This is a genomic window from Terrabacter aerolatus, from assembly GCF_007991735.1.
Lineage (GTDB): Bacteria > Actinomycetota > Actinomycetes > Actinomycetales > Dermatophilaceae > Terrabacter > Terrabacter aerolatus.
On sequence record NZ_BJYX01000004.1, the window covers coordinates 30983 to 52062 of the forward strand.

Annotated in this window: 20 protein-coding genes; 5 read left to right on the top strand and 15 right to left on the bottom strand. The window is 72.0% G+C overall.

Annotated features, from left to right (window positions below):
- Window positions 1-17 precede the first annotated feature (17 nt).
- On the top strand, window positions 18-785 hold the full coding sequence (locus TAE01_RS05320; protein ID WP_147064191.1) for a VOC family protein: 768 nt from the start codon (window positions 18-20) through the stop codon (window positions 783-785).
- Between the two features lie 72 nt (window positions 786-857).
- Here the strand turns inward: TAE01_RS05320 and TAE01_RS05325 are convergent, their stop codons facing one another.
- The 6 genes from TAE01_RS05325 to TAE01_RS05350 form a co-directional block, all read right to left on the bottom strand.
- Window positions 858-2198, bottom strand: a complete 1341-nt coding sequence (locus TAE01_RS05325) for a C39 family peptidase (protein ID WP_147064193.1) — start codon at window positions 2196-2198, stop codon at window positions 858-860.
- A gap of 129 nt (window positions 2199-2327) precedes the next feature.
- Complete coding sequence (locus TAE01_RS05330; protein ID WP_147064195.1) at window positions 2328-3479, bottom strand: C39 family peptidase; 1152 nt, start codon at window positions 3477-3479, stop codon at window positions 2328-2330.
- 223 nt (window positions 3480-3702) lie between these two features.
- A complete protein-coding gene (gene acnA, locus TAE01_RS05335; protein WP_147064197.1) occupies window positions 3703-6507 on the bottom strand; it encodes an aconitate hydratase AcnA in 2805 nt (934 codons plus the stop codon).
- A 145-nt stretch (window positions 6508-6652) separates the two neighbouring features.
- Complete coding sequence (locus tag TAE01_RS05340) at window positions 6653-7078, bottom strand: acyl-CoA thioesterase (RefSeq protein ID WP_147064199.1); 426 nt, start codon at window positions 7076-7078, stop codon at window positions 6653-6655.
- 49 nt (window positions 7079-7127) lie between these two features.
- A complete protein-coding gene (locus tag TAE01_RS05345) occupies window positions 7128-8387 on the bottom strand; it encodes a class I SAM-dependent RNA methyltransferase (RefSeq protein ID WP_147064201.1) in 1260 nt (419 codons plus the stop codon).
- Entirely contained in the window at window positions 8384-10345 is a 1962-nt protein-coding gene (locus tag TAE01_RS05350) for an APC family permease (protein WP_186815066.1), read from the bottom strand. Before TAE01_RS05350 ends, TAE01_RS05345 begins: the two co-directional genes overlap by 4 nt.
- A 204-nt stretch (window positions 10346-10549) precedes the next feature.
- Here TAE01_RS05350 and TAE01_RS05355 point away from each other — a divergent pair, with 204 nt between their 5' ends.
- Complete coding sequence (locus tag TAE01_RS05355) at window positions 10550-11212, top strand: potassium channel family protein (RefSeq protein WP_147064205.1); 663 nt, start codon at window positions 10550-10552, stop codon at window positions 11210-11212.
- Window positions 11213-11235: 23 nt separating this feature from the next.
- A complete protein-coding gene (locus TAE01_RS05360; RefSeq protein WP_147064207.1) occupies window positions 11236-11925 on the top strand; it encodes a potassium channel family protein in 690 nt (229 codons plus the stop codon).
- Between the two features lie 62 nt (window positions 11926-11987).
- On the opposite strand, the gene TAE01_RS05365 is transcribed toward TAE01_RS05360, so the two are convergent.
- The 5 genes from TAE01_RS05365 to TAE01_RS05385 all read right to left on the bottom strand — a co-directional run bounded on the left by TAE01_RS05365 (window position 11988) and on the right by TAE01_RS05385 (window position 14935).
- Entirely contained in the window at window positions 11988-12710 is a 723-nt protein-coding gene (locus TAE01_RS05365) for a DUF3159 domain-containing protein (protein WP_147064209.1), read from the bottom strand.
- On the bottom strand, window positions 12703-13098 hold the full coding sequence (locus TAE01_RS05370; RefSeq protein WP_147064211.1) for an OB-fold nucleic acid binding domain-containing protein: 396 nt from the start codon (window positions 13096-13098) through the stop codon (window positions 12703-12705). Before TAE01_RS05370 ends, TAE01_RS05365 begins: the two co-directional genes overlap by 8 nt.
- Before the next feature lie 91 nt (window positions 13099-13189).
- On the bottom strand, window positions 13190-13984 hold the full coding sequence (locus TAE01_RS05375) for a DUF3710 domain-containing protein (protein WP_147064213.1): 795 nt from the start codon (window positions 13982-13984) through the stop codon (window positions 13190-13192).
- Window positions 13985-14084: 100 nt separating this feature from the next.
- Window positions 14085-14582 carry a dUTP diphosphatase gene (gene dut, locus TAE01_RS05380; RefSeq protein ID WP_186815051.1) on the bottom strand — a complete coding sequence of 166 codons (498 nt, stop codon included), beginning with the start codon at window positions 14580-14582 and terminating at the stop codon, window positions 14085-14087.
- 53 nt (window positions 14583-14635) lie between these two features.
- The gene (locus TAE01_RS05385; protein WP_030146251.1) at window positions 14636-14935 is read right to left on the bottom strand and encodes a DUF4193 domain-containing protein; all 300 of its coding nucleotides are present in this window, start codon (window positions 14933-14935) and stop codon (window positions 14636-14638) included.
- 346 nt (window positions 14936-15281) lie between these two features.
- Between TAE01_RS05385 and TAE01_RS05390 the strand changes: the two genes are divergently transcribed.
- Window positions 15282-15467, top strand: a complete 186-nt coding sequence (locus tag TAE01_RS05390; RefSeq protein ID WP_147064215.1) for a hypothetical protein — start codon at window positions 15282-15284, stop codon at window positions 15465-15467.
- A 117-nt stretch (window positions 15468-15584) separates the two neighbouring features.
- Here the strand turns inward: TAE01_RS05390 and TAE01_RS05395 are convergent, their stop codons facing one another.
- The 3 genes from TAE01_RS05395 to TAE01_RS05405 form a co-directional block, all read right to left on the bottom strand.
- Window positions 15585-16472 (bottom strand): inositol monophosphatase family protein, encoded by an 888-nt coding sequence (locus tag TAE01_RS05395; protein WP_147064216.1) that lies wholly within the window; start codon window positions 16470-16472, stop codon window positions 15585-15587.
- A 7-nt stretch (window positions 16473-16479) separates the two neighbouring features.
- Window positions 16480-17619, bottom strand: a complete 1140-nt coding sequence (locus TAE01_RS05400; protein ID WP_147064218.1) for a ferrochelatase — start codon at window positions 17617-17619, stop codon at window positions 16480-16482.
- A gap of 77 nt (window positions 17620-17696) precedes the next feature.
- On the bottom strand, window positions 17697-18332 hold the full coding sequence (locus TAE01_RS05405; RefSeq protein WP_147064220.1) for a trimeric intracellular cation channel family protein: 636 nt from the start codon (window positions 18330-18332) through the stop codon (window positions 17697-17699).
- A gap of 162 nt (window positions 18333-18494) precedes the next feature.
- Between TAE01_RS05405 and sepH the strand changes: the two genes are divergently transcribed.
- Window positions 18495-20267 carry a septation protein SepH gene (gene sepH, locus TAE01_RS05410; RefSeq protein ID WP_147064222.1) on the top strand — a complete coding sequence of 591 codons (1773 nt, stop codon included), beginning with the start codon at window positions 18495-18497 and terminating at the stop codon, window positions 20265-20267.
- 109 nt (window positions 20268-20376) lie between these two features.
- Here sepH and TAE01_RS05415 read toward each other — a convergent pair whose 3' ends face one another.
- Window positions 20377-21069 carry a thymidine kinase gene (locus tag TAE01_RS05415; protein WP_147064223.1) on the bottom strand — a complete coding sequence of 231 codons (693 nt, stop codon included), beginning with the start codon at window positions 21067-21069 and terminating at the stop codon, window positions 20377-20379.
- Window positions 21070-21080: the final 11 nt, after the last annotated feature.

The window sequence follows — 21080 nt, forward strand, 5'->3', positions numbered from 1 at the left end:
TCGCCTAGTCTCGGACCATGACGACGGTCAGCTGGGTCACGGCCTTCCTCGACCTGCCGCCGGACGTCCACGAGGCCGGCACCCGCTTCTGGTCGGCGGTGACGGCGTATGCCGTGTCACCCCCTCGAGGGGCCGAGGCCGAGTTCACCACCCTGCTCCCACCCGTCGGCGACCCGTTCCTCAAGATCCAGCGCACGACGGGAGACGGCCCCACCACCCCCGGCCTGCACCTCGACCTGCACGTGACCTCGGCGGCCGCCTCGACCGAACGGGCCGAGGGGCTGGGTGCCCGGGTGGTGCACCGTTCGGAGCACGGCTACGTCGTGCTGCACTCGCCCGGAGGCTTCACGTTCTGCTTCGTGCACGAGCCGCTGTCGGACCGGCCGTGGCCGACGCGCTGGCCCCAGGAGCACGAGAGCGTCGTCGACCAGGTGTGTCTCGACATCCCCGCGGAGCACTACGAGGTCGAGTGCGCCTTCTGGTCGGCGCTGACCGGGTGGCCGGTCAGGGGCTCGGTGAGCCGGCCGGAGTTCCGCCACCTCGTGCGACCCGACGGCATCCCGCTCCGGTTGCTGCTCCAGCGGCTCGGCCCGTCGCCCGACGGGCCGGTCACCGGTCACCTCGACCTCGCCTGCGACGACCGACCCACCGAGGTGGCGCGGCACGTGGGCCTCGGCGCGACCGTGGTGGCCGACCACGGCGGCGGCTGGACGACGCTGCGCGACCCGGCCGGCGCGTCCTACTGCATCACCGACCGCGACCCGCGCTCCGGTCTCGGCCGCTGACACCGGGCTGCGGGGGCTGCGGGGGCTGCGGGGGCTGCGGGGAAGGCGGGGCTGGAGGCGCGAGCGGGCGAGTCACCAGTTCGGCTCGTGCCGCGGCGCACGCGGCAGGCAGTGACGCTCGGGGTGGATGACGTAGACGATGCCTCCGCTGTGCGGCACCCAGACGTTCTCGAACTGCTCGCGGTCGTAGACGCCGCGCACCTGGGCGTTGTCACGGACGAGGTGCGAGGCGGGGTCGTTGCACACGACGTCGCCCGAGCGGGTGAAGCCCACGACGACCATGAGGTGACCGTTCGTGCCGTAGCCCGCTCCGTCGAGCTCGCCCTTGGCGAAGGAGACCGACGTGACGAGCGGGATGCCTGCCGCGATGAACTCCTCCGCCTCGGTCAACGAGCGCAGCCGCGTGACGAAGGCACGCATCCGCGGACGGCTGGCGGCGTACGCGGCGTTGAACGGCCAGTTGCCCGCGCCGTCGTAGGTGTAGTCGTAGACGTTGCGCGCAGCGAAGTCCACCTGCGGATCCGTCTCTGCCGGCAGGGCTTCGGTCACCCAGGCCGTCTCGTCGCGGCGCGGTCCGGCCCCCCAGTAGGCGAGGACCATCGAGGTCGAGGTCGGCGAACACCACGCCTCGCCGCCGTTGTCCCACTGCGGGAAGTGGCCGATGTGCGTCTCCTGCGAGAAGGTCGGCACGTCGAGGACCCGGCCACGGGCACGTCCGAGCGGGCTGCGCGGCACGTGCTCGGTGTCGGGCAGGGCCGACGCCATGGCGCCGACCGACCGCAGCCGGGGCGTCTCCCGGGTGCCGGTGGGCCGCATCAGCCGGACGACGAGCTGCCACGCGTCGAGCACGTGCCCCGTGCGGGTAGCGAGGGTGTCGGTGTAGACCGTCGCGACCGCGTCGCCCTGCCCGCCCACCGAGGTGCGGTGGATGGCCCCGCCCTGGGCCGGGTCGTGGCGGCACCAGCGACCGAGCACGTACTCCTTGGTGGCTGCCCCGGCACTCGTCCCGCGCACGCAGACCTCGACCCACGACCCGCCCGGCGTGTCGGCGTTCCACGACGACACGAGCTCGGTGAGCCCGAAACCGGGTCGAACGACGGGCGACACCCAGGTGGCGACGTCGTAGCTCCGGGAGGTCGCGCTCGGGTCGAACGGGTCCACGTGGTCGCGCCGGCCGTCGAACGGACCAACGGTGATCTGGCGACCGCTCCACTCGCGGTAGGCCACGTGCCGGTCCGAGGTGTCGGACGACCCCGGCGCGGACTGCGCGGACTGCACGAACTGCGCGGACTGCACGGACTGCGCGGAGGCCGGCCCGGTGCCGGCGGTGCCCACGAGGGCGGCACCGGTGGCCGACGCGAGGACGACGCGGCGGCTCGGGTAGCCGCTGCTGGGGACGAGGGATCGCGACATGGCACACCTTCCGGACGGGGCTGGGCGCGGTCAGTCAACACCGCGTCGTCCGTCCTAGGGGGCTGGCGTGGCAACAATTCTCGCGATGTGGCCGACTCCCGGAAAGAATTTACAGCCGCTTGACCACCGTCAGACCCAGTTGGGCTCCGACGGCGGTGCGGGCAGGGCCACGTCCCGCGGGTGCATGACGTAGGCCAGGCCGCCGTCGCTGCCCAGCCACACCCGCTCGAACTGCTCCCGCGCATAGACGGTCCGGACCTCGTCGTTGCTGGCGATGCGGTGCGAGTTCGGGTCGTTGCTGACGACGTCACCCTCCGCGGTGAAGCCGACGATCGTGAGCAGGTGCCCGCTGGTCGCGTATCCGGCTCCGTCGAGCTCGTCCTCGCGGAAGGTCACCGACACGACGAGCGGCACCCCCGCCGCGACGAACGCCTCGGCCTCCCCCAGGTCGCGCAGCCTCGTCACGTAGGCGCGCAGGCCGCGGGAGCCGGCGTAGGCCGTGTTGAACGCCCAGTTGCCGGCGCCGCCGTAGGCGCGGTCGAAGACCCGTCGCACGGCGTGGACCACCTCGGGGTCGACGGCGTGCCCGACCCAGGCCACCTCGTCGGGCTCGGGACCCCGGCCCCAGTGCTCGAGCAGCATCGTCGTCGACGTCGGCGAGCACCACGACTGTCCGCCGTTGTCCCACTCGGGGAAGGTGTCGACGTGCAGCCGCTGGGAGTGCGGCGGGACCGCCACCTCGCTCCCTCGCCCCACACCCCGCACGCTCGTCGGCTCGTCCGGCCGGATGTCGAAACGGGACGCCGCCCCCGCCACGAGCGTCACCGTGGGCCAGACGATCTCGTCGCACGGCAGCGCAAGAGCCGTCAGCCTCAGCTGCCAACGCTCGACCCCGTGGCCGGGCGCCGCCAGCCAGGTGTCGGTCTCGACCCGGCCCGACTCGAGGTGCTGGTCGCGCACCGTCGTGCGGGTGACGGGCGACTCGCCCGTCGGGTCGTCCTCCGCCCACCGGGCGAAGGTGAACCAGGGCCCCCACACGTCCTCCTCGCCGACGCGGCCCTCGACGAGGAGCCACGTGCCCGCGGGCGTCCTCGCGTTCCACGACGGGATGAGCTCCGTTGCCGCGAAAGGCAACTCGACGACCGGTGACTCCCAGACCCGTGACGCGAAGGTGACCGCTACGGCTCCCTCGACGTGCACGTCGGTGTGGTCCACGTCAGCCCCGGGTGACCAGTCGAAACCGGACTCCCAGACGGTCAGGATCGCGTGTCGCTCGGTCACGCGACGAGCATGCCATCCGCCCGCGTATGCCGTCCGGCCGGGTCCGAGCGACGACCCACCGCCCGACGAGCCACCGCGAGACGGCTCACCACGGGAGGGCGCGGTCGCGCCCGAGCGGGCGGACGGCATACGCCCCCGGCCGACCGGACCCGGGACGCCGACGGGCCCCGCACGACGCGAGAGGCGGCGTGCGGGGCCCGTCGGACTGACCGGTGATGCAGCGTCAGCTGTTGACCAGCGACCGCAGGACGTACTGCAGGATGCCGCCGTTGCGGTAGTAGTCGGCCTCCCCGGGGGTGTCGATGCGCACGACCGCGTCGAACTCGACGCTCTCGCCACCCTCCTTGGCCGCCACGACCTTCACGGTCTTCGGCGTCGTGCCCTCGTTGAGGGCGGTGATGCCGGTGATGGAGAAGGTCTCGGTGCCGTCGAGCCCGAGCGACTCGGCGTTCTGGCCGGCCGGGTACTGCAGCGGGATGACGCCCATGCCGATGAGGTTGGAGCGGTGGATGCGCTCGTAGCTCTCGGCGATGACCGCCTTGACGCCCAGCAGGCTCGTGCCCTTGGCGGCCCAGTCACGCGAGCTGCCCGAGCCGTACTCCTTGCCCGACAGGATGACGAGCGGCGTGCCCGCGGCGGCGTAGCTCTGGGCGGCGTCGTAGATGGTGCTCTGCTCGCCACCGTTGGTGAAGTCGCGCGTGAATCCGCCCTCGACGCCGTCGAGGAGGAGGTTCTTCAGGCGGATGTTGGCGAAGGTGCCACGGATCATGACCTCGTGGTTGCCGCGACGCGAGCCGTAGGAGTTGAAGTCCTTGCGCTCGATGCCGTGGTCGGCGAGGTACCGGCCGGCCGGGCTGTCGTTCTTGATGGCGCCCGCGGGGCTGATGTGGTCGGTCGTGACGGAGTCACCGAGCTTGGCGAGCACGCGCGCACCCTCGATGTCGGCGACCGGCGTCGTCTCCATCGACATGCCGTCGAAGTACGGGGGCTTGCGCACGTAGGTCGACTCGCCGTCCCAGGCGAAGGTGTCGCCCTCGGGGGTCGGCAGCGACTGCCAGCGCTCGTCACCGGCGAAGACGTCGGCGTAGTCCTCGGTGAACATCTCCTGGTTGATCGAGCTCGCGATGGTGCGCTCGACGTCGGCCGGGGCCGGCCAGATGTCCTCGAGGAAGACGTCCTTGCCGTCGGTGTCCTGGCCGAGGGGCTGCGACGCGAAGTCGAAGTCCATGGTGCCGGCGAGGGCGTAGGCGATGACGAGCGGCGGGCTCGCGAGGTAGTTCATCTTGACGTCGGGGTTGATGCGTCCCTCGAAGTTGCGGTTGCCGGACAGGACCGACGTGACCGCGAGGTCGTTGTCGTTGATCGCCGCGGAGATCTCCTCGTTGAGCGGGCCCGAGTTGCCGATGCACGTCGTGCAGCCGTACCCGACGAGGTGGAAGCCGAGCTTCTCGAGGTAGGGCCACATGCCGGCCTTCTCGTAGTAGCCCGTGACGACCTTGGAGCCGGGCGCCATCGACGTCTTGACCCACGGGGCGACCGAGAGGCCCTTCTCGACGGCGTTCTTGGCGAGCATCGCGGCGGCCATCATGACCGACGGGTTGGACGTGTTGGTGCAGCTCGTGATCGAGGCGATGGACACGATGCCGTGGTCGATCTCGAACTCGCGGCCCTCGGCGTCGGTGACCGTCACCTTCTTCGAGGGGCGGCCGTTGCCGTCACCCTCGTCGGCCGGCTTCGAGCCGCCGTTGGTGCCGTCGGACGTGCCCTGCGGCGAGGGGTCGCTGGCCGGGAACGACGACGCGGCGCCGGCGTCGCCCTCGTCGTGGGCGACGTAGGTCGGCAGGACCTTGCGGAAGGCGTCCTTGGCGTCGCTGAGCGCGATGCGGTCCTGGGGACGCTTCGGGCCGGCGATCGAAGGGACCACGGTCGACAGGTCGAGCTCGAGGTACTCGCTGTACCGGGACTCCGGCTGGTCGGGCCCGGCCTTGAGCCACATGCCCTGCTCCTTGGCGTAGGCCTCGACGAGGGCGACGCTCTCGTCGGACCGGCCGGTGAGGCGCAGGTAGTCGAGGGTGACCTCGTCGATCGGGAAGATGGCGCAGGTCGAGCCGAACTCGGGGCTCATGTTGCCGATGGTCGCGCGGTTGGCCAGCGGCACCTGCGAGACGCCCTCGCCGTAGAACTCGACGAACTTGCCGACGACGCCGTGCTTGCGGAGCATCTCGGTGATCGTCAGGACGACGTCGGTGGCGGTGGCGGCGACCGGGATCGAGCCGCTCAGCTTGAAGCCGACGACGCGCGGGATGAGCATCGAGACGGGCTGGCCGAGCATGGCCGCCTCGGCCTCGATGCCGCCGACGCCCCAGCCGAGCACGCCGAGGCCGTTGACCATCGTCGTGTGCGAGTCGGTGCCGACGCAGGTGTCGGGGTAGGCGACGCGCTCTCCGTCGATCTCGCGGACCATGACGGTGCGGGCGAGGTGCTCGATGTTGACCTGGTGGACGATGCCGGTGCCCGGGGGGACGACCTTGAAGTCGTCGAACGCGGTCTGGCCCCAGCGCAGGAACTGGTAGCGCTCGCGGTTGCGCTGGTACTCGATCTCGACGTTGCGCTCGAAGGCGTCGGCACGGCCGAAGACGTCGATGATGACGGAGTGGTCGATGACGAGCTCGGCGGGGGCGAGCGGGTTGATCCGGGCCGGGTCGCCGCCGAGGTCGGCGACGGCCTCACGCATCGTCGCGAGGTCGACGACACAGGGCACGCCGGTGAAGTCCTGCATGATGACGCGCGCGGGCGTGAACTGGATCTCGGTCGACGGGTCGGCGTTCTCGTCCCAGGAGCCGATGGCGCGGATGTGGTCGGCGGTGATGTTCGCGCCGTCCTCGGTGCGCAGGAGGTTCTCGAGGAGGACCTTGAGGCTGTAGGGCAGGGTCTCCTGACCCTCGACCCCGGCGAGCCGGTAGATCTCGTAGGACTGGCCACCGACCTCGAGGGTCCCCTTGGCCTTGAAGCTGTCAACACTGCCCACGTCGGGCTCCTTCCAGCAACACTGATGTCACGGTGCTCGATTTATCTTGACGTCAAGATATATCTAACCACATGGGCTCCGCCCTGTCAGTCCCTCCCCTACCCGTCCATCCTCGTCCCCGTTCGCGTTCCTGTCGCCCTCGGTCTCACGCCGGCGCCGCCTCGCCGACGGACTGCTCCAGGGCCGCCCGGAAGGACGGGTCGAGCTCGGACTTGGCGCCGGCGGCGGTGTCGAACCACACGTAGGTGATGACGCAGGTCGCCGCGAGCAGCGGCTCCTCGCCGCGACGCCAGATCTCGTGCCGGAGCGAGAAGGACGACGTGCCGAGCCGGTCGACGGACACCCGGATGTCCGCGTGGTCGAGGGGCTTGAGGCTCGCGGTCCAGTCGATCTCAGCGTGGCGCACGAGACCGAGGCGGCCGTGATCGGTGAACCAGTAGGGGCCGTAGCCCACGCTCTCGAGGAAGGCCATCTTCGCGTCCTCGCACCACGTCAGGTAGTGCGAGTTGAAGACGACACCCGCGAGGTCGATCTCGGAGAACTTCACGGCCACGGGATAGCTGAACGACATGGTCCCATCGTCTCGTGCCCGGGACGCGCCCCCCACAGGCCCCCTGCCGTCAGGCCTCGCGGGGCTCCAGCACGGCGATGCACTCGACGTGGTGGGTCATCGGGAAGGCGTCCCAGGCCTCGAGCGACACGAGCCCGTAGCCGTGCCCCGCGGCGGCCTTGACGTCCCTGGCCAGGGCCGAGGGGTCGCAGGCGACGTAGACGACCCGCCGCGGCGACATCCGGGCGAGCAGCGCCATGACGTCCTTGCCCGCCCCGGTGCGCGGCGGGTCGAGCACCGCGAGGTCGGCGGTGACGTCCTGCCCGACGAGGGAGCGCAGCTCGCGGTCGACGCGGTTGGCGCGCCACTCGACGTTGTCGAGGTGCTCGGTGTTGGTCGTGCCGTTCTCGACGGCGCCCCGGTCACCCTCCACCCCGAGGACGAAACCGTCGGGCGCGACGAGCTCGCCCAGGCGCATGGTGAACAGGCCCGAGCCGGCATACAGGTCGACGACACGGTCGCCGGGCCGAGCGCCGAGGAGGGCGGTGACGCGGGACAGGAACGTGGAGGCCGCCCCGGGGTGCACCTGCCAGAAACCCCGTGCCGAGACGACGTACTCACCCTCCCAGTCACCGTCGCGGGCGAGCTCGCCGACGAGCCCGCCGCTCGCGGCCGCGCCCTCCGGCGCGGGCAGCGGGACGAGCACCGGCTCGTCCGGGTGCGCTGCGTCGACGACGTCGACCGACTCGAGGTCGGGCCACTCGGTGTCGAGCACTCCCGAGTCGATGACCCCGCGGGTCGCGATGAGGCAGTCCTCGACGGGCACGACGTCCCGGGAGCGGTGTCCGCGCAGACCGGCACGGCCGGACCCGTCGACGGCGAACTCGACCCGGGTGCGCCAGCGCAGCCCGTCCTCGTCGCCGGGCACGGGGTGCACGTCGACCTCGACGTCGAGACCGGCCACGCGCGCGAACTGCTCGCGCACGACCGCGGCCTTGAGCTCGCGCTGCGTCCCGAGCGACGCGTGCTGGAAGTCGCACCCGCCGCAGAGGCCGGGGGCGGCATACGGGCATGGCGCGGGGACACGGCCGGGCGCGCCCTCGAGCACCTCGACGGCGTCGGCGCGCACGAAGCTGTCACCCACCCTGCCCTCGGTGACCCGGGCGACGACGCGCTCTCCGGGCAGCGTGTGGCGCACGAAGAGGACCTGGCCGTCGTGGCGGGCCACGCAGTGGCCGCCGTGGGCGACGGGCCCGACGTCCACGGTCCACTCCTGGCCCACGAGTGACTCGCCGCCGGCGGCCCGCTCACGGGTCTGGCGCGCGCTCACAGGGCACCTCCGCGCACGGACCCGCTGATCGGCGGCTCGTCGATCCAGTCGCGCTCGGCGCCCTCGGACGACTGGAGCTGCCAGGGCACGCTGACGACCATGACGCCGGGGGTGAAGAGCAGGCGCGCCTTGAGGCGCAGGGCGCTCTGGTTGTGCAGGATCTGCTCCCACCACTTCCCGAGGACGTACTCGGGGAGGTAGACCGTCACGATGTCGCGCGGGTTGCCGCTGCGGATCGAGCGCACGTAGTCGAGGATCGGCTTGGTGATCTGGCGGTAGGGCGAGCTCAGCACCTTGAGCGGGACGGGGATGTCGCGCCGGTCCCACTCGTCGAGCAGGGACTGGGTCTCGTCGGGGTCGACGTCGACGGTGACGGCCTCGAGGTAGGAGGGGCGGCTGGCCCGGGCGTACGCGAGCGCACGCATCGTCGGCTTGTGCACCTTGGAGATGCAGACGATGGCGTGCACGTGGCTCGGGAGCATCGGCCGCTCGACGTCCCAGTCGATGGCGAGCTCGTCGCGGACGCGGTTGTAGTGCTTCTTGATGCCGAGCATGAGCACGAAGAGGACGACCATCGCGAGGATGGCGTACTTGGCGCCCGCCTGGAACTTGGTGATGAGGACGACGACGAGGACGGTGGCCGACATCGCTGCGCCGACCGCGTTGATGATGCGGGAGCGCTGCATGCGGGCGCGCTCCTTGGCGTTGCGCTCGAGCCGGAGGTTGCGCGTCCAGTGCCGCACCATGCCGATCTGGCTCGTCGTGAACGAGACGAACACCCCGACGATGTAGAGCTGGATGAGGGCCGTCACCTCGGCCTTGAAGACGATGACGAGGACGATGGCAGCCCCGGCGAGGATGAGGATGCCGTTGCTGAACGCGAGCCGGTCGCCGCGCGTGTGCATCTGGCGGGGCAGGTAGCCGTCCCGCGCGAGGATCGAGCCGAGCACCGGGAAGCCGTTGAAGGCCGTGTTGGCGGCGAGCACGAGGATGAGACCGGTGACGATCGAGACGAAGACGACGCCGACCGGGAAGTGCGCGAAGACCGACTCGGCGAGCTGGCCGATCGCCGTGTGCTGCACGTACGAGTCGCCGACCGGCTGGCCGTTGCGCAGCAGCTGCGCACCCGGGTCGTCGGCGATCTTCACGCCGGTCCACTGGCCGAGGGTGATGATCGAGCCGAGCATGACGACCGACAGCGTGCCCATGAGCAGCAGGGTCGTGGCGGCGTTGTCGCTCTTGGGCTTCTTGAAGGCCGGCACGCCGTTGCTGATGGCCTCGACGCCGGTCAGCGCCGCGCAGCCCGAGGAGAAGGCCCGGAGCAGCAGGAACGCCGCGGCGATTCCGGTGAGGCCCTGACCCTCCTCCGGCTTGAGCGTCAGGCCGGCGCTCTCGGCCGGTGTCAGCGTGCCGGTGAAGTGCTGGACGAACCCGTAGACGCCCATGCCGATGATCGCGAGCATGAAGGCGTAGACGGGCACGGCGAAGGCCTTGCCGGACTCGCGGACGCCGCGCAGGTTCATGGCGGTCAGGAACGCGATGAGCGCGACGGCGACGATGACCTCGTGGCCCCGGACGAAGCCGAGCACGGTGGCGGCGTTCTGCACGCCGGAGGAGATCGACACGGCGACGGTCAGCACGTAGTCGACGAGCAGCGCGCTGGCCACGGTGAGTCCGGCGCGCGGGCCGAGGTTGACCGTCGCGACCTCGTAGTCGCCGCCGCCGGAGGGGTAGGCGTGCACGTTCTGGCGGTAGGAGGCCACGACGACGACCATGACGAGCACGACGGCCACGGTGATCTGCCAGCTGTGCGTCGCGACGAACGCACCGCCGGCGAGGCCGAGCATGAGCAGGATCTCGTCCGGGGCGTAGGCCACCGACGAGAGGGCGTCGCTCGCGAAGATCGGCAGCGCGAGCCGTTTGGGCAGCAGCGTCTCGCCGAGCTTGTCGCTGCGCATCGCACGACCGAGCAGGAGGCGCTTGAACAGCGAACCGGTACCGGGCACGACGACACTGTATGACGGATCGGCACCCCGCACCGACCCACTCCGGACAGCGCGGAGAGCACCCCGAGAAGGTATGCCGTCACGGCCGTTTCACGGGCTGGGCGCCCTGCGCGGCCCGCGGGGTCGGCGACCCCGTCACGGTGTAGCGTCGCGTCCGTGCACTTCGTCATCATGGGATGCGGCCGCGTCGGGTCGACCCTCGCCCGCACCCTGGGCCGAGGCGGCCACGACGTGGCGATCATCGACGCCGACGCCTCGGCGTTCCGCCGCCTGGGCACCTCCTTCGAGGGCCAGACCGTCACCGGCATCGGCTTCGACCGCGACACCCTCATCGCCGCCGGCATCCGCGAGGCCTACGCCTTCGCGGCCGTCAGCAGCGGCGACAACTCCAACATCCTCGCCGCCCGCGTGGCGCGCGAGACGTTCGGCGTCGAGCACGTCGCGGCCCGCATCTACGACCCGCAGCGCGCCATGGTCTACCAGCGGCTCGGCATCCCGACCGTGGCCACCGTGCGCTGGACCTCGGACCAGATGATCCAGCGGCTGCTGCCCCAGGGGGCCGTGCCCGAGCTCACCGACCCCAGCGGCAAGATCGTCATCGCCGAGGTCCCCCTCGACGAGGGCTGGGTCGGTCGCCACCTGACGGAGGTCGAGGAGCAGACCGGCGCCCGCGTCGCCTACGTCACCCGTCTCGGCGAGGGCACCCTCCCCCGGCCCGACATGGTCGTCCAGCAGGGCGACCTCGTGCACCTCACCGTCCCGCGAGACGACCTCGCTCGCGTCGAGCGGCTCTGCGACCAGGCCCCGGCCCCCCACTGACCGGCACAGGAGAAGAATCCCCCATGCGCGTCGTCATCGCCGGAGCCGGAAGCGTCGGCCGGTCCATCGCCCGTGAGCTGCTCGGCAACGGGCACCAGGTGCTGCTCATCGACAAGGACGCCGACGACGTCCAGGCCTCCCGCGTGCCCGAGGCGTCGTGGCTGCTCGCCGACGCCTGCGAGCTGGCCGCCCTCGAGGAGGCCCGGCTCGAGGAGTCCGACGTGTGTGTCGCCGCAACCGGCGACGACAAGGCCAACCTCGTGCTCTCGCTGCTCGCCAAGACCGAGTTCGGCGTCCCCCGCACGGTCGCGCGCGTCAACAACCCGAAGAACGAGTGGATGTTCGACGAGTCGTGGGGCGTCGACGTGGCCGTGTCGACCCCGCGCCTCATGACGGCGCTCATCGAGGAGGCCGTGAGCATCGGCGACCTCGTGCGCATCTTCGAGTTCCAGCAGGGGCGCGCCTCCATGGTCGAGATCACCCTGCCCGAGGGCAGCCCCTTCGCCGGTCGCCGCGTCGGTGACGTCGACTGGCCCACCGACACCGTGCTCGTCGCGATCATCCGCGAGGAGCGACCGCTCGCACCGACGCCGGACGACGCCATCGAAGCGGGTGACGAGCTGCTCTTCATCACCACGACCGAGCAGGAGGACCGCCTGCAGGACCTCGTGGCCCCCGGCGAGCGGCACCACGCCGGAGACGCCGACAGCTGAGCCGGCTCGGGCGGCCGGATCCTGTTCCGGTCGCGACCCGTGGCTCTGCCGCCCTGGAGGGGTCAGGCCGTGCGGTTGGGGTCGATCGGCGTGTGCCCGCGCAGCAGGATCGCGCCCATCGCCGTGATGCCGAGGAGGTAGGCCGGCCAGCCCAGCACGACCTTGGCAACCCCGAGGGCCGCGACCTGCTCGGCGAGGTAGAGCGGCACCATGATCGCGAGCCGCACGACGTTGAGGGCGATCAGGACCCACGCCAGTCGCGCCGCGACGGTGACGATGCCGGGGTGCCGCCGCCACCAGGTGGGGTTCTCCGCGAAGGCCTCGGGCTCGGCGACCCCCACGACGAAGCCGAAGAGGGGCCACCGCGTCAGGTTCGTCACGAGCAGGAGCACGAGCAGGCCCGCGTTCTGCAGCATCCCCGGCAGGAAGGCGTCCTCGGCCTTGCCCGACCGGAGGGCGAAGAAGGCCGAGATGGCCACTCCCGCGGCGGCATACGCGATGAACCGGGGGTCCTGGCGCTGCACGAGCCGCACCACGAGCAGGACCGCGACGCAGACCCCGGCGACGACCAGGGCCGTGCGGAGGTTCTCGGTGCGCGCCCACACCAGGGCGAAGGCGAGGGTGGGCACGGCCGACTCGACGGCGCCCCTCCAGCCGCCGAGGGCCTCGGACAGCTTGTCGCGCAGCAGCTCCTCGACCGTGTCGTAGCGCCGCAGGTCGGCCTCGGAGCGCACGACGCCGTCGGCGTCGCCCGCGCCCGGAACGCTGGCGTCGACGTCAGCCATGCGCCTGCCCCGGGCGGCCGACGATCTCGTAGGCGGGGTTGAACATCGTCATGACCTTGCGCCGGTTGGTGATGCGGCCGGTGGCGCGCACCTTGATGCCGGGGACGATGCCGGCGATGCGACGCCGTCCGAGCCAGACGAGGTGGAGCGACTCGGTGCCGTCCCAGACCTCGACGTCGAGGGCGGGAGTCTCCTCGCGGGGACGCAGCGTCACCGAACGCACCTCGCCGCACACGGTCACGGTGGTGCGCTGGGGGGCCTCGCCGATGTGGACGACTCCGACGAGGTCGGAGGACTCGCGCCGGAGCTCGGCGGCCTCGATCTCGTGCGCCGAGCGCGTCAGGCGCTCGGTGAGGCGCCGCAGGGCGCCGGGCTGGCCCGTGGTCACGCGCGCACCCCGCCTCGACGCACCCGCCGGTGCACCCCTCGGTGCACGGGTCGGGTGGTGACGGGGCGAGACGGCTGACCCGGGCCGGTCATCAGCGAACCTCGGTGATCTCGGGGCCGCGCTCGAACGGGTTGAGGTCCGGGCCACCCTCGGCGCCGTCCGCCTCGGTGCCGTCGGCCTGGACGCCACCCTCGGCGTCGGGCAGGCGCAGCGGCAGCAGCTCGCGCGGCGGCATCGCCTCGTCGCCGCGGTCGATGACGGCGGTGCGGATGACGTCGTGGACGCCCTCGGCAGCAGTGGGCTCGATGGCGGCGCGCCCGGAGACGACGGCCCGCAGGAACCAGCGGGGCCCGTCGACACCGACGAAGCGTGCGGGCATGAAGACGGTTCGGCCGTCGGGGTCGGCCTGGGGCATGCGGGTCAGCAGCTCCTCGCCGAACTCGCCCGTGAGCACCTCGGCCGTGCCCCCCGCGTCGACGATGCTCGCGGCGATCTCGTTGCGGATGTCGATCCACACGCCCTCGGTGCGGGGCGCGGCGAAGGCCTGCAGCTGCACGGCGGACTCGCCGATGACGGCGGTGACGCCCGTGATCTGCTGCTCCTGCTCGTTGACCTCGAGGCGCAGCTCCATGCCCTGCTGCCCGCGCAGCCAGATGGCGCCGAGGTTGAGGTAGTCGCTGTCGTCGTCGACCTCGGTGCGGTCGAACGGACCGGACGAGCGGTCGGAGCCGGCGCCGGCGCCGGCGTCCGTGCCCTCGGTGTCACCGTGCGCCTCGCGCGTGACCTCGTCCTGCTCGTCGCGGTCGAGACCGTCGTCGGTCAGGTCTGCGTCCGCCGCGGCGGCGTCCGGGCGGTCCTTCGACTTGCCCCGGCTGAAGAGTCCCACGTCATTCCGTCCTTTGAGTCCTGCTGCCCGGCGGGCGTCGTGCCCGGGCGGGGAGGTGGTCGCGGCGCCGACGCAGCGCCCGGCGAACCGTATCCGATGATCACGCCTCGCTGGGCGTCTCCCCCGATGTCGGCGAGGCGGAGCCCCCGGGACCGAAGCCACCGGTGGATCCGTGTCCAGTGTCCCCCCGTACGGTCTCGTCGAGCGAATCGACCTCGACGAAGTGCACGCGTTCGACGCGCTGGACCACGAGCTGGGCGATCCGGTCGCCGCGGCGGACCGTGAAGGGCTCGCGCGGGTCGAGGTTGACGAGGTTGACGAGGATCTCGCCGCGGTAGCCCTCGTCGACGGTCCCGGGGGCGTTGACGATCGAGATGCCGTGGCGGGCCGCGAGCCCCGACCGGGGGTGCACGAACCCGGCGTGACCCGCAGGCAGGGCGAGCGCCACGCCGGTCGGCACGAGCACACGCTCGCCGGGCTCGATCGTCACGTCGACCCGCGCGCACAGGTCGGCCCCGGCATCGCCCGGATGGGCGTAGGCGGGCAGCGGCAGGTCCGGCTCGAGCAGTCGGACCGGGACGGCACAAGGGTCGGTCACGAGGACCGACCCTACTGGCTCCAGGCGGTGTGGCTGCCTGGTCGGAGACGCGCTCAGGCCGCGCACTCCGTGCAGATCATCATGCCGTTGCTCTCCTTGGCGAGCTGGCTGCGGTGGTGGACGAGGAAGCAGCGTCCACAGGTGAACTCGTCGGCCTGCTTGGGCAGGACGCGGACCGACAGCTCCTCGCCGGAGAGGTCGGCGCCGGGAAGCTCGAAGCCCTCGGCCTGCTCGGTCTCGTCGACGTCCACGCTGGACGACGTCTTGTCGACCCGACGTGACTTCAGCTCCTCGATGGAGTCCTCGTTCAGGTCGTCGTCTGTCTTGCGTGGCGCGTCGTAATCAGTTGCCATCTCGTTGTCTCACTTCTACTTGTGATGCGCCTTGCGGTCTGTGACGCGGAGAACGCTCGCGAGGCCCTGCTTGTTCCCGGGATCCCCATACCGCCGTCGGTATCACGACGGCGACGAGACATGTCCGCTGGCGCGTATGGTGCCCGATCCCCAACGCGTTGTCACGTCGCCCGAGCCAAGGCCTGAGACACGGGCGGGACGCACCTCCCACACCTGCCGTTTTCGGACCAAGAGTTCACCAGCGCTTTGCCTTGTTCCGACCCCCGCGGGTGCACATTGGTGGTCCTACGGCGCGGTAGGGTCTCCGGACTCGACCGATCACGACCCAGGCCCGGAGGTGGCACCCATGACCGAGTTCGTCGACCAGATCAGGCAACGTGTCAACGACGCGCTGGGCGACCTAGCCGACGCACAGAGCGCGGGCGACGACTACCGGGTGCAGGTGCACACCGGTGAGCTGGAGTCCTTCGCCCGGCTGGCTGCCGAGAACGGCATCCGCGTCCCTGAGCTCGAGCCGTTCCAGGCGGCCTGAGCCGGTCCCCGGCACCACCCATCCGCGGACGTATGCCGTCCGCTCCACGAGGACGACGAGCGCCCCACCCGGCACGGCCGGGTGGGGCGTCGCTCGTGCGCCGCGAGCCCCGGGAGCTCAGCGCGGGGTGTCGTCCCCGGACACGAAGAGGCTGCGGACCTGCTCCACGAGGGCCGGGCCGGCCGCGACGGTGAGGGCCTTGCCGGGAGCCCGGCGCGCGACGTCCTCGCCCGACCCGACGACGACTCCCCCGGCCTCCTCGACGACGAGCCACCCGGCCGCGAGGTCCCAGGCGTTGAGGCCCGTCTCGGCGTAGGCGTCGACCGAACCCTGGGCCACCCGCACGAGGTCGAGCGCGGCGCTGCCGATGCGCCTGATGTCACGCACGAGGGGCAGGACCCGCAGCAGGACCTCGGCCTGACGCGCCCGCACCTCGGCGTCGTAGCCGAAGCCGGTGGCCAGGAGGGTGCGCCCCAGCCGGTCCTCCGCCGACACGGACAGCCGGGACGGGGCGACCTCGCCAGACGAGTCCTCGGGACTGGTCCAGGCGCCCGTCCCGCGGCCCGCGTGGTGGACGAGGCGCAGCGACGGGTCGGCGACCGCTCCGGCGACCGGGGTCCAGCCGCCCTGGACGTGCGGGTCACCGACCACGACGGCGACGGACACGGCATACGCGGGCACCTCGTAGAGGTAGTTGACGGTGCCGTCGATGGGGTCGAGCACCCACGTCAGGCCCGACGTGCCTGCGACGTCGGCGCCCTCCTCGCCCAGGATGCCGTCGTCCGGGCGGGCCGACTGGATGAGCCTGTGCAGCAGCTCCTCCGACCGACGGTCCATGACCGTGACGACGTCGGTCTCGCTCGACTTCGTCGCCGAGACGCCCACCCCCGCGGGGCGCTCGTCACGGATGAAGCGGGCCGCCTCGGTGGCGAAGCCGATGCAGAGCCGCTCGAGCTCGGCGACGGTGATGCCGGCGGGCAGGACGGGGACTGGATGGGTGCTCATCGGGGCCTCAGTCGCTGCCGCACAGGGCGGGACGCGCCCGGCGCAGGTTGGGGCAGCACCCCGGCGCGCACACCGAGGGCATGCGCCCCTCGAACTGCGGGACGTCCTCACCGCGGGCCTCGGCGGCCCGTTCGAGCAGCGCGTCGACGAGGTCTCGCACGAAGACGGAGTCGGTGCCCACGGTCGGGACGCGGACGTGCGTCAGGCCCAGCTCGTCGGCGGTCTCCTGCGCCTCGGTGTCGAGGTCGTAGACGACCTCCATGTGGTCGCTGACGAAACCGATCGGCGCCGTCACGACCGTGCGCACGCCGGCGGCGGCCAGCTCGCGCATCCGGTCGTTGACGTCCGGCTCGAGCCACGGCTGGCTGGGCGGCCCGGAGCGCGAGCAGAAGACGAGCTCGCCGGTCAGGTCGCGGCCGAGGACCCGGTTGGCCTCCTCGGTCAGCCGGGACGCCAGGGCCAGGTGCTGGCGCTGGTAGAGGTTGCCCTCGCCGTCGCCCGGGCCCGACGTGTCGTCCATGGCGTCCGGGATGGAGTGGGTGACGAAGAGCAGGGCGACCTCGGAGTCCGGCGCGCCGTCGAGGGCCCGCAGGGACCGCACGAGCTCGCCGGCGTTGGCCTCGGCGAAGCCCGGGCGGCGGGCGTACTGCGCGACCTTGTCGATCTGCAGCTCGATGCCCTCCTCGGCGACCGCGGCGGCGGCGTCCGCGAGGTTCTCGCGGTACTGCCGGCACGACGAGTAGCAGGAGTAGGCGCTCGTCGTCAGCGCCACGACGCGACGGTGCCCGGCGGCGTGGGACTCGCGCAGGGCGTCGTCGATGAACGGCGCGCTGTTGCGGTTGCCCCACACGATCGGGGTGTCGATGCCGCGCGAGTCGAGCTCGGCGCGCAGGGCGGCGATGAGGGCGCGGTTCTGGTCGTTGATCGGGCTGCGGCCACCGAAATGGTGGTAGTGCTCACCGACCGCCTCGAGGCGCTCGTCCGGGATGCCGCGACCGGCCGTGACCCGGCGCAGGAAGGGCATGACCTCGTCGGGCGCCTCGGGTCCGCCGAAGCCGAGCAGCAGCACGGCGTCGTACGGCTCGAGCGGTGGACGCACGGCGGGGGCCTCGGTGGGGTCGGGGGTCGGTGCTGCGTCTGGTGTCATGTCTCCGCCGTCGGTGGTCGAGGGATGGGTGGGACGAAACAGGAATCGAGAGGGTGCGGATGGGTTCGCCGCACGGGCTACAGGGGATTGGAGCGCAGCGGTGTCGGGGCGTTGAGGTGCAGGCGCACGGCGATCATGCGCAGGGCGAAGACGACCCCGGCCGCCGTCCAGAGCACCCAGTCCTGCAGCGATCCGAGCTGTGCCGCGACGACGACGACCACCGACCCGAGCATGGCGGGGACGGCATACAGCTCGCGGCGCAGCACCTCGGGGACCTGACCCGCGAGCACGTCGCGCACGACGCCTCCGCCGACGGCGGTGATGACACCGACGAGCACCGCGGCGACGGGTGAGACCCCCGGCGTGGTCACGGCCTTGAGGCTGCCCGCGACGGCGAAGGCCCCGAGGCCGGCCGCGTCGAGGACGCGGACGAACCTCGTGATGCGCTCGACGCCGGGGTGGAAGAGGAACGTGACGAGTCCGCCGAGGGCAGCCGCCGTCAGCAGGCGCCAGTCGCTGATCCCCACGGGCGGGATGTCCCCGATGAGCAGGTCGCGCACGATGCCGCCACCGAGGGCCGCGGCACAGGCGAGCACGAGGACGCCGAAGAGGTCGAAGCGCTTCTTCACGGCGACCAGCCCTCCGGAGAGCGCGAAGACGAACACGCCGACGAGGTCGAGGGCGAGCTGCGCGGACGCGAAGGAGGTAGGCATGCCAGAGCAAACGGTACCTGTGCGGCGTGGGCGCTTTGGCGAGCACCCGGCCCGGTGGCATGCTCGTCTGCACGACGCACCGGCGAGCACGTCACGCGGCCACCCGGGGTGTCGGCGCAGACCAGGCACGACCACGCAGACTCGGCACCGGGAGACCCACCCATGCAGCACCTCAGGCTCGTCGGCGTCCACGAGGACGGAATGCACCTGCTGCTGGCCGACGACGAGGGCAGCCGCTTCTCCGTCCCGCTCGACGAGGCGCTCCGTGCCGCCGTGCGACGCGACCGGCCACGGCTCGGTCAGCTCCAGATCGAGGTCTCGGGCGGTCTGCGCCCCAAGGACGTCCAGGCCATGATCCGCGCCGGACTCACCGCCGAGGAGGTCGCCGAGCGCGCCGGGTGGACGGTGGAGAAGGTGCACCGCTACGAGGGTCCGATCCTCGCCGAGCGCGAGCACGTCGCCGGCCTGGCCCGACAGGTCCGGCTGCGTCCCCGGGGCGGGTCGCACGGCGGCGCCCCCACGCTCGACGCCCGGGTGTCCGAGCGGCTGCGCACGCGTCAGATCGACGCCGACGGCGCCCGATGGGACTCCCGACGCACCGACAAGGGCGCCTGGACCGTGCTGCTGCTCTTCAACGCCGGCGGGCGCGAACGCGAGGCGGCCTGGCACTTCGACCCGCTCGCCCGCACCGTGTCGGCCGTCGACGACGAGGCCCGATGGCTGAGCGAGGACGAGGACCAGCAGGCACCGGGCCCCATCCCCGCCCCGCACCTCGCCGCGTCGAACCGCCCGAGCCGCGTCTACGACGTCGAGGCCGAGGGGGGCGTCGGCGCGTCGGCGACGCGTCGCCGGGACGGGGAGACCCGACGGCGGGACGGCGAGAGCGGTCGGCGCGACGGCCAGACCGGTCGGCGTGAGGTCGAGACCGGCCGACGCGACGGCGAGACCGTCGATCTCATGGCGGCCATGCGCGAGCGCAGCACCCAGCGCGGGCGGCGGCGCCGACCGCGGTCCACCGAGGTCCCCGGGCTCGACGAGGCCCCGGAGGAGGCCCTGCCCCTGCAGGAGCTGGCGGCCGACCCCCGCGACGAGCTGCCTCCCCCGGCCCACACGCACCCCGAGGACGACCCCGAGGTCGTCAAGACCGGCACCCTCGAGGAGCGCGTGGGGGTCGAGGCCGCCCAGCGACGGGTGCGCCGGACCGAGCCCACGCAGCCCGTTCGTCAGGCCGCGGAGCAGCCCCAGCCCACGGAGCCCGACCCTGCCCGCGCCGCGACCGCTGCGGCCCACGCCGACGTCGACGACAAGCTCGACGACAAGCTCGACGACGACCTCGACGACGGCCTCGATGACGGCCTCGATGACGGGCTCGATGACGGGCTGGACGACGATGTCGACGACGTTCTCGACGACGTTCTCGACGAGGAGGCTGACGACGACACGCTCCGCGGCGACCCTGCCTCCCGTGACGGGGCCGTCGGCGACCCCGCCGCCGAGGAGGACGACGACGACGAGCCTGCCCGCAGGGCTCGTGAGGACGTCGCCCGGCCGGCCACCTCGTCCGACGGGCCGGCCGTGCGCGACCTGTCCATCGACGACGAGCCGCGTGCCGACCATCCAGTGGAGTCCGACCACGCCCACGACGAGGACCCGCCCCTTCGACCGGCGGCCCGTCGACGGCCGGACCAGCGTCCGGCGACTCGTGTCCCGTCCGATCGTCGTCCCGGTGGCGCCGGAGCGCCGCGGGCCGGGTCGCCCCTCCCGTCCGGCTCCTCCGCAGGTGAGGACGGCGACGACGTCGTCGAGCAGCGCGTGCCGGCGACCCGCGCCAAGCCGGCACCTCGCCCGCCCCGGCCGGCTCCCCCGGCCCGCAAGTCCGGGCGTCCGAGCGTGCCGAGCTGGGACGACATCATGTTCGGCCGCAAGAACGACTGAGCGCCCGCGCTCGACCACCCGGCTGCACCACGCCGGGACCGACCGATGGCCGGCACCACGCCGGCCGCTGCGCGGGACCGGACGGACGGCATACGCCCTCGGGGTCGGCTCAGTCGGCCTGGGTGATCGGCAGCGGCGGCAGCGGGCACACGTCGAGGTCGAAGGGCAGCACCTCGGGTGAGACCGCGGCGGCCTTGGCGGCGTGCGAGGTCATCCGGCGCATGTAGTGGCGCCGGCAGAGCACCTCGTACTCCACGATGCCGGCGGTCCCCGGCTTCGTATCCCCGACGACGACCTGCTCGCCCTCGACGACCATGACACCGTCCATGACGCGGGCGTTGGTCGTGGCCCGCCGACCGCACCAGCACAGGGCCTCGACCTGGAGCACCTGGACCTTGTCGGCCAGCTCGATGAGTCGCTTGCTGCCGGGAAAGAGCTCCGTGCGGAAGTCGGCGGTGATGCCGAAGGCGAAGACGTCGACGTCCATCTCGTCGACGATGCGCGCCAGCTGCTCGACCTGCTCACCGGTGTAGAACTGGGCCTCGTCGCAGATGAGGTAGTCGATGCGGTTGCCGGCCGTGGCACGCCCGACGATGGCCTCCCAGAAGTCGAGGTCGTCACCGACCTCCAGGGCGCCCGTCGACAGACCGAGGCGTGAGCTGAGGACGTTGCTCCCGGCCCGGTCCATCTTGGTGAAGATCAGACCGACCCTCCCCCGCGCGCCGTGGTTGTGATCCATCTGGAGGGCGAGGGTCGACTTGCCGCAGTCCATGGTTCCGGAGAAGAAGACGAGCTCAGCCACGAGGCACCACC

Excerpts from the sequence above, each read along its gene's own strand:
- TAE01_RS05390 (WP_147064215.1), top strand. The coding sequence starts at position 15,282 with ATGACCGAGTTCGTCGACCAGATCAGGCAACGTGTCAACGACGCGCTG.
- TAE01_RS05385 (WP_030146251.1), bottom strand. The coding sequence starts at position 14,935 with ATGGCAACTGATTACGACGCGCCACGCAAGACAGACGACGACCTGAAC.
- TAE01_RS05350 (WP_186815066.1), bottom strand. The coding sequence starts at position 10,345 with ATGCGCAGCGACAAGCTCGGCGAGACGCTGCTGCCCAAACGGCTCGCG.
- TAE01_RS05395 (WP_147064216.1), bottom strand. The coding sequence starts at position 16,472 with ATGAGCACCCATCCAGTCCCCGTCCTGCCCGCCGGCATCACCGTCGCC.
- TAE01_RS05400 (WP_147064218.1), bottom strand. The coding sequence starts at position 17,619 with ATGACACCAGACGCAGCACCGACCCCCGACCCCACCGAGGCCCCCGCC.
- TAE01_RS05360 (WP_147064207.1), top strand. The coding sequence starts at position 11,236 with ATGCGCGTCGTCATCGCCGGAGCCGGAAGCGTCGGCCGGTCCATCGCC.
- sepH (WP_147064222.1), top strand. The coding sequence starts at position 18,495 with ATGCAGCACCTCAGGCTCGTCGGCGTCCACGAGGACGGAATGCACCTG.
- TAE01_RS05405 (WP_147064220.1), bottom strand. The coding sequence starts at position 18,332 with ATGCCTACCTCCTTCGCGTCCGCGCAGCTCGCCCTCGACCTCGTCGGC.
- TAE01_RS05340 (WP_147064199.1), bottom strand. The coding sequence starts at position 7,078 with ATGTCGTTCAGCTATCCCGTGGCCGTGAAGTTCTCCGAGATCGACCTC.
- TAE01_RS05320 (WP_147064191.1), top strand. The coding sequence starts at position 18 with ATGACGACGGTCAGCTGGGTCACGGCCTTCCTCGACCTGCCGCCGGAC.
- TAE01_RS05325 (WP_147064193.1), bottom strand. The coding sequence starts at position 2,198 with ATGTCGCGATCCCTCGTCCCCAGCAGCGGCTACCCGAGCCGCCGCGTC.
- TAE01_RS05365 (WP_147064209.1), bottom strand. The coding sequence starts at position 12,710 with ATGGCTGACGTCGACGCCAGCGTTCCGGGCGCGGGCGACGCCGACGGC.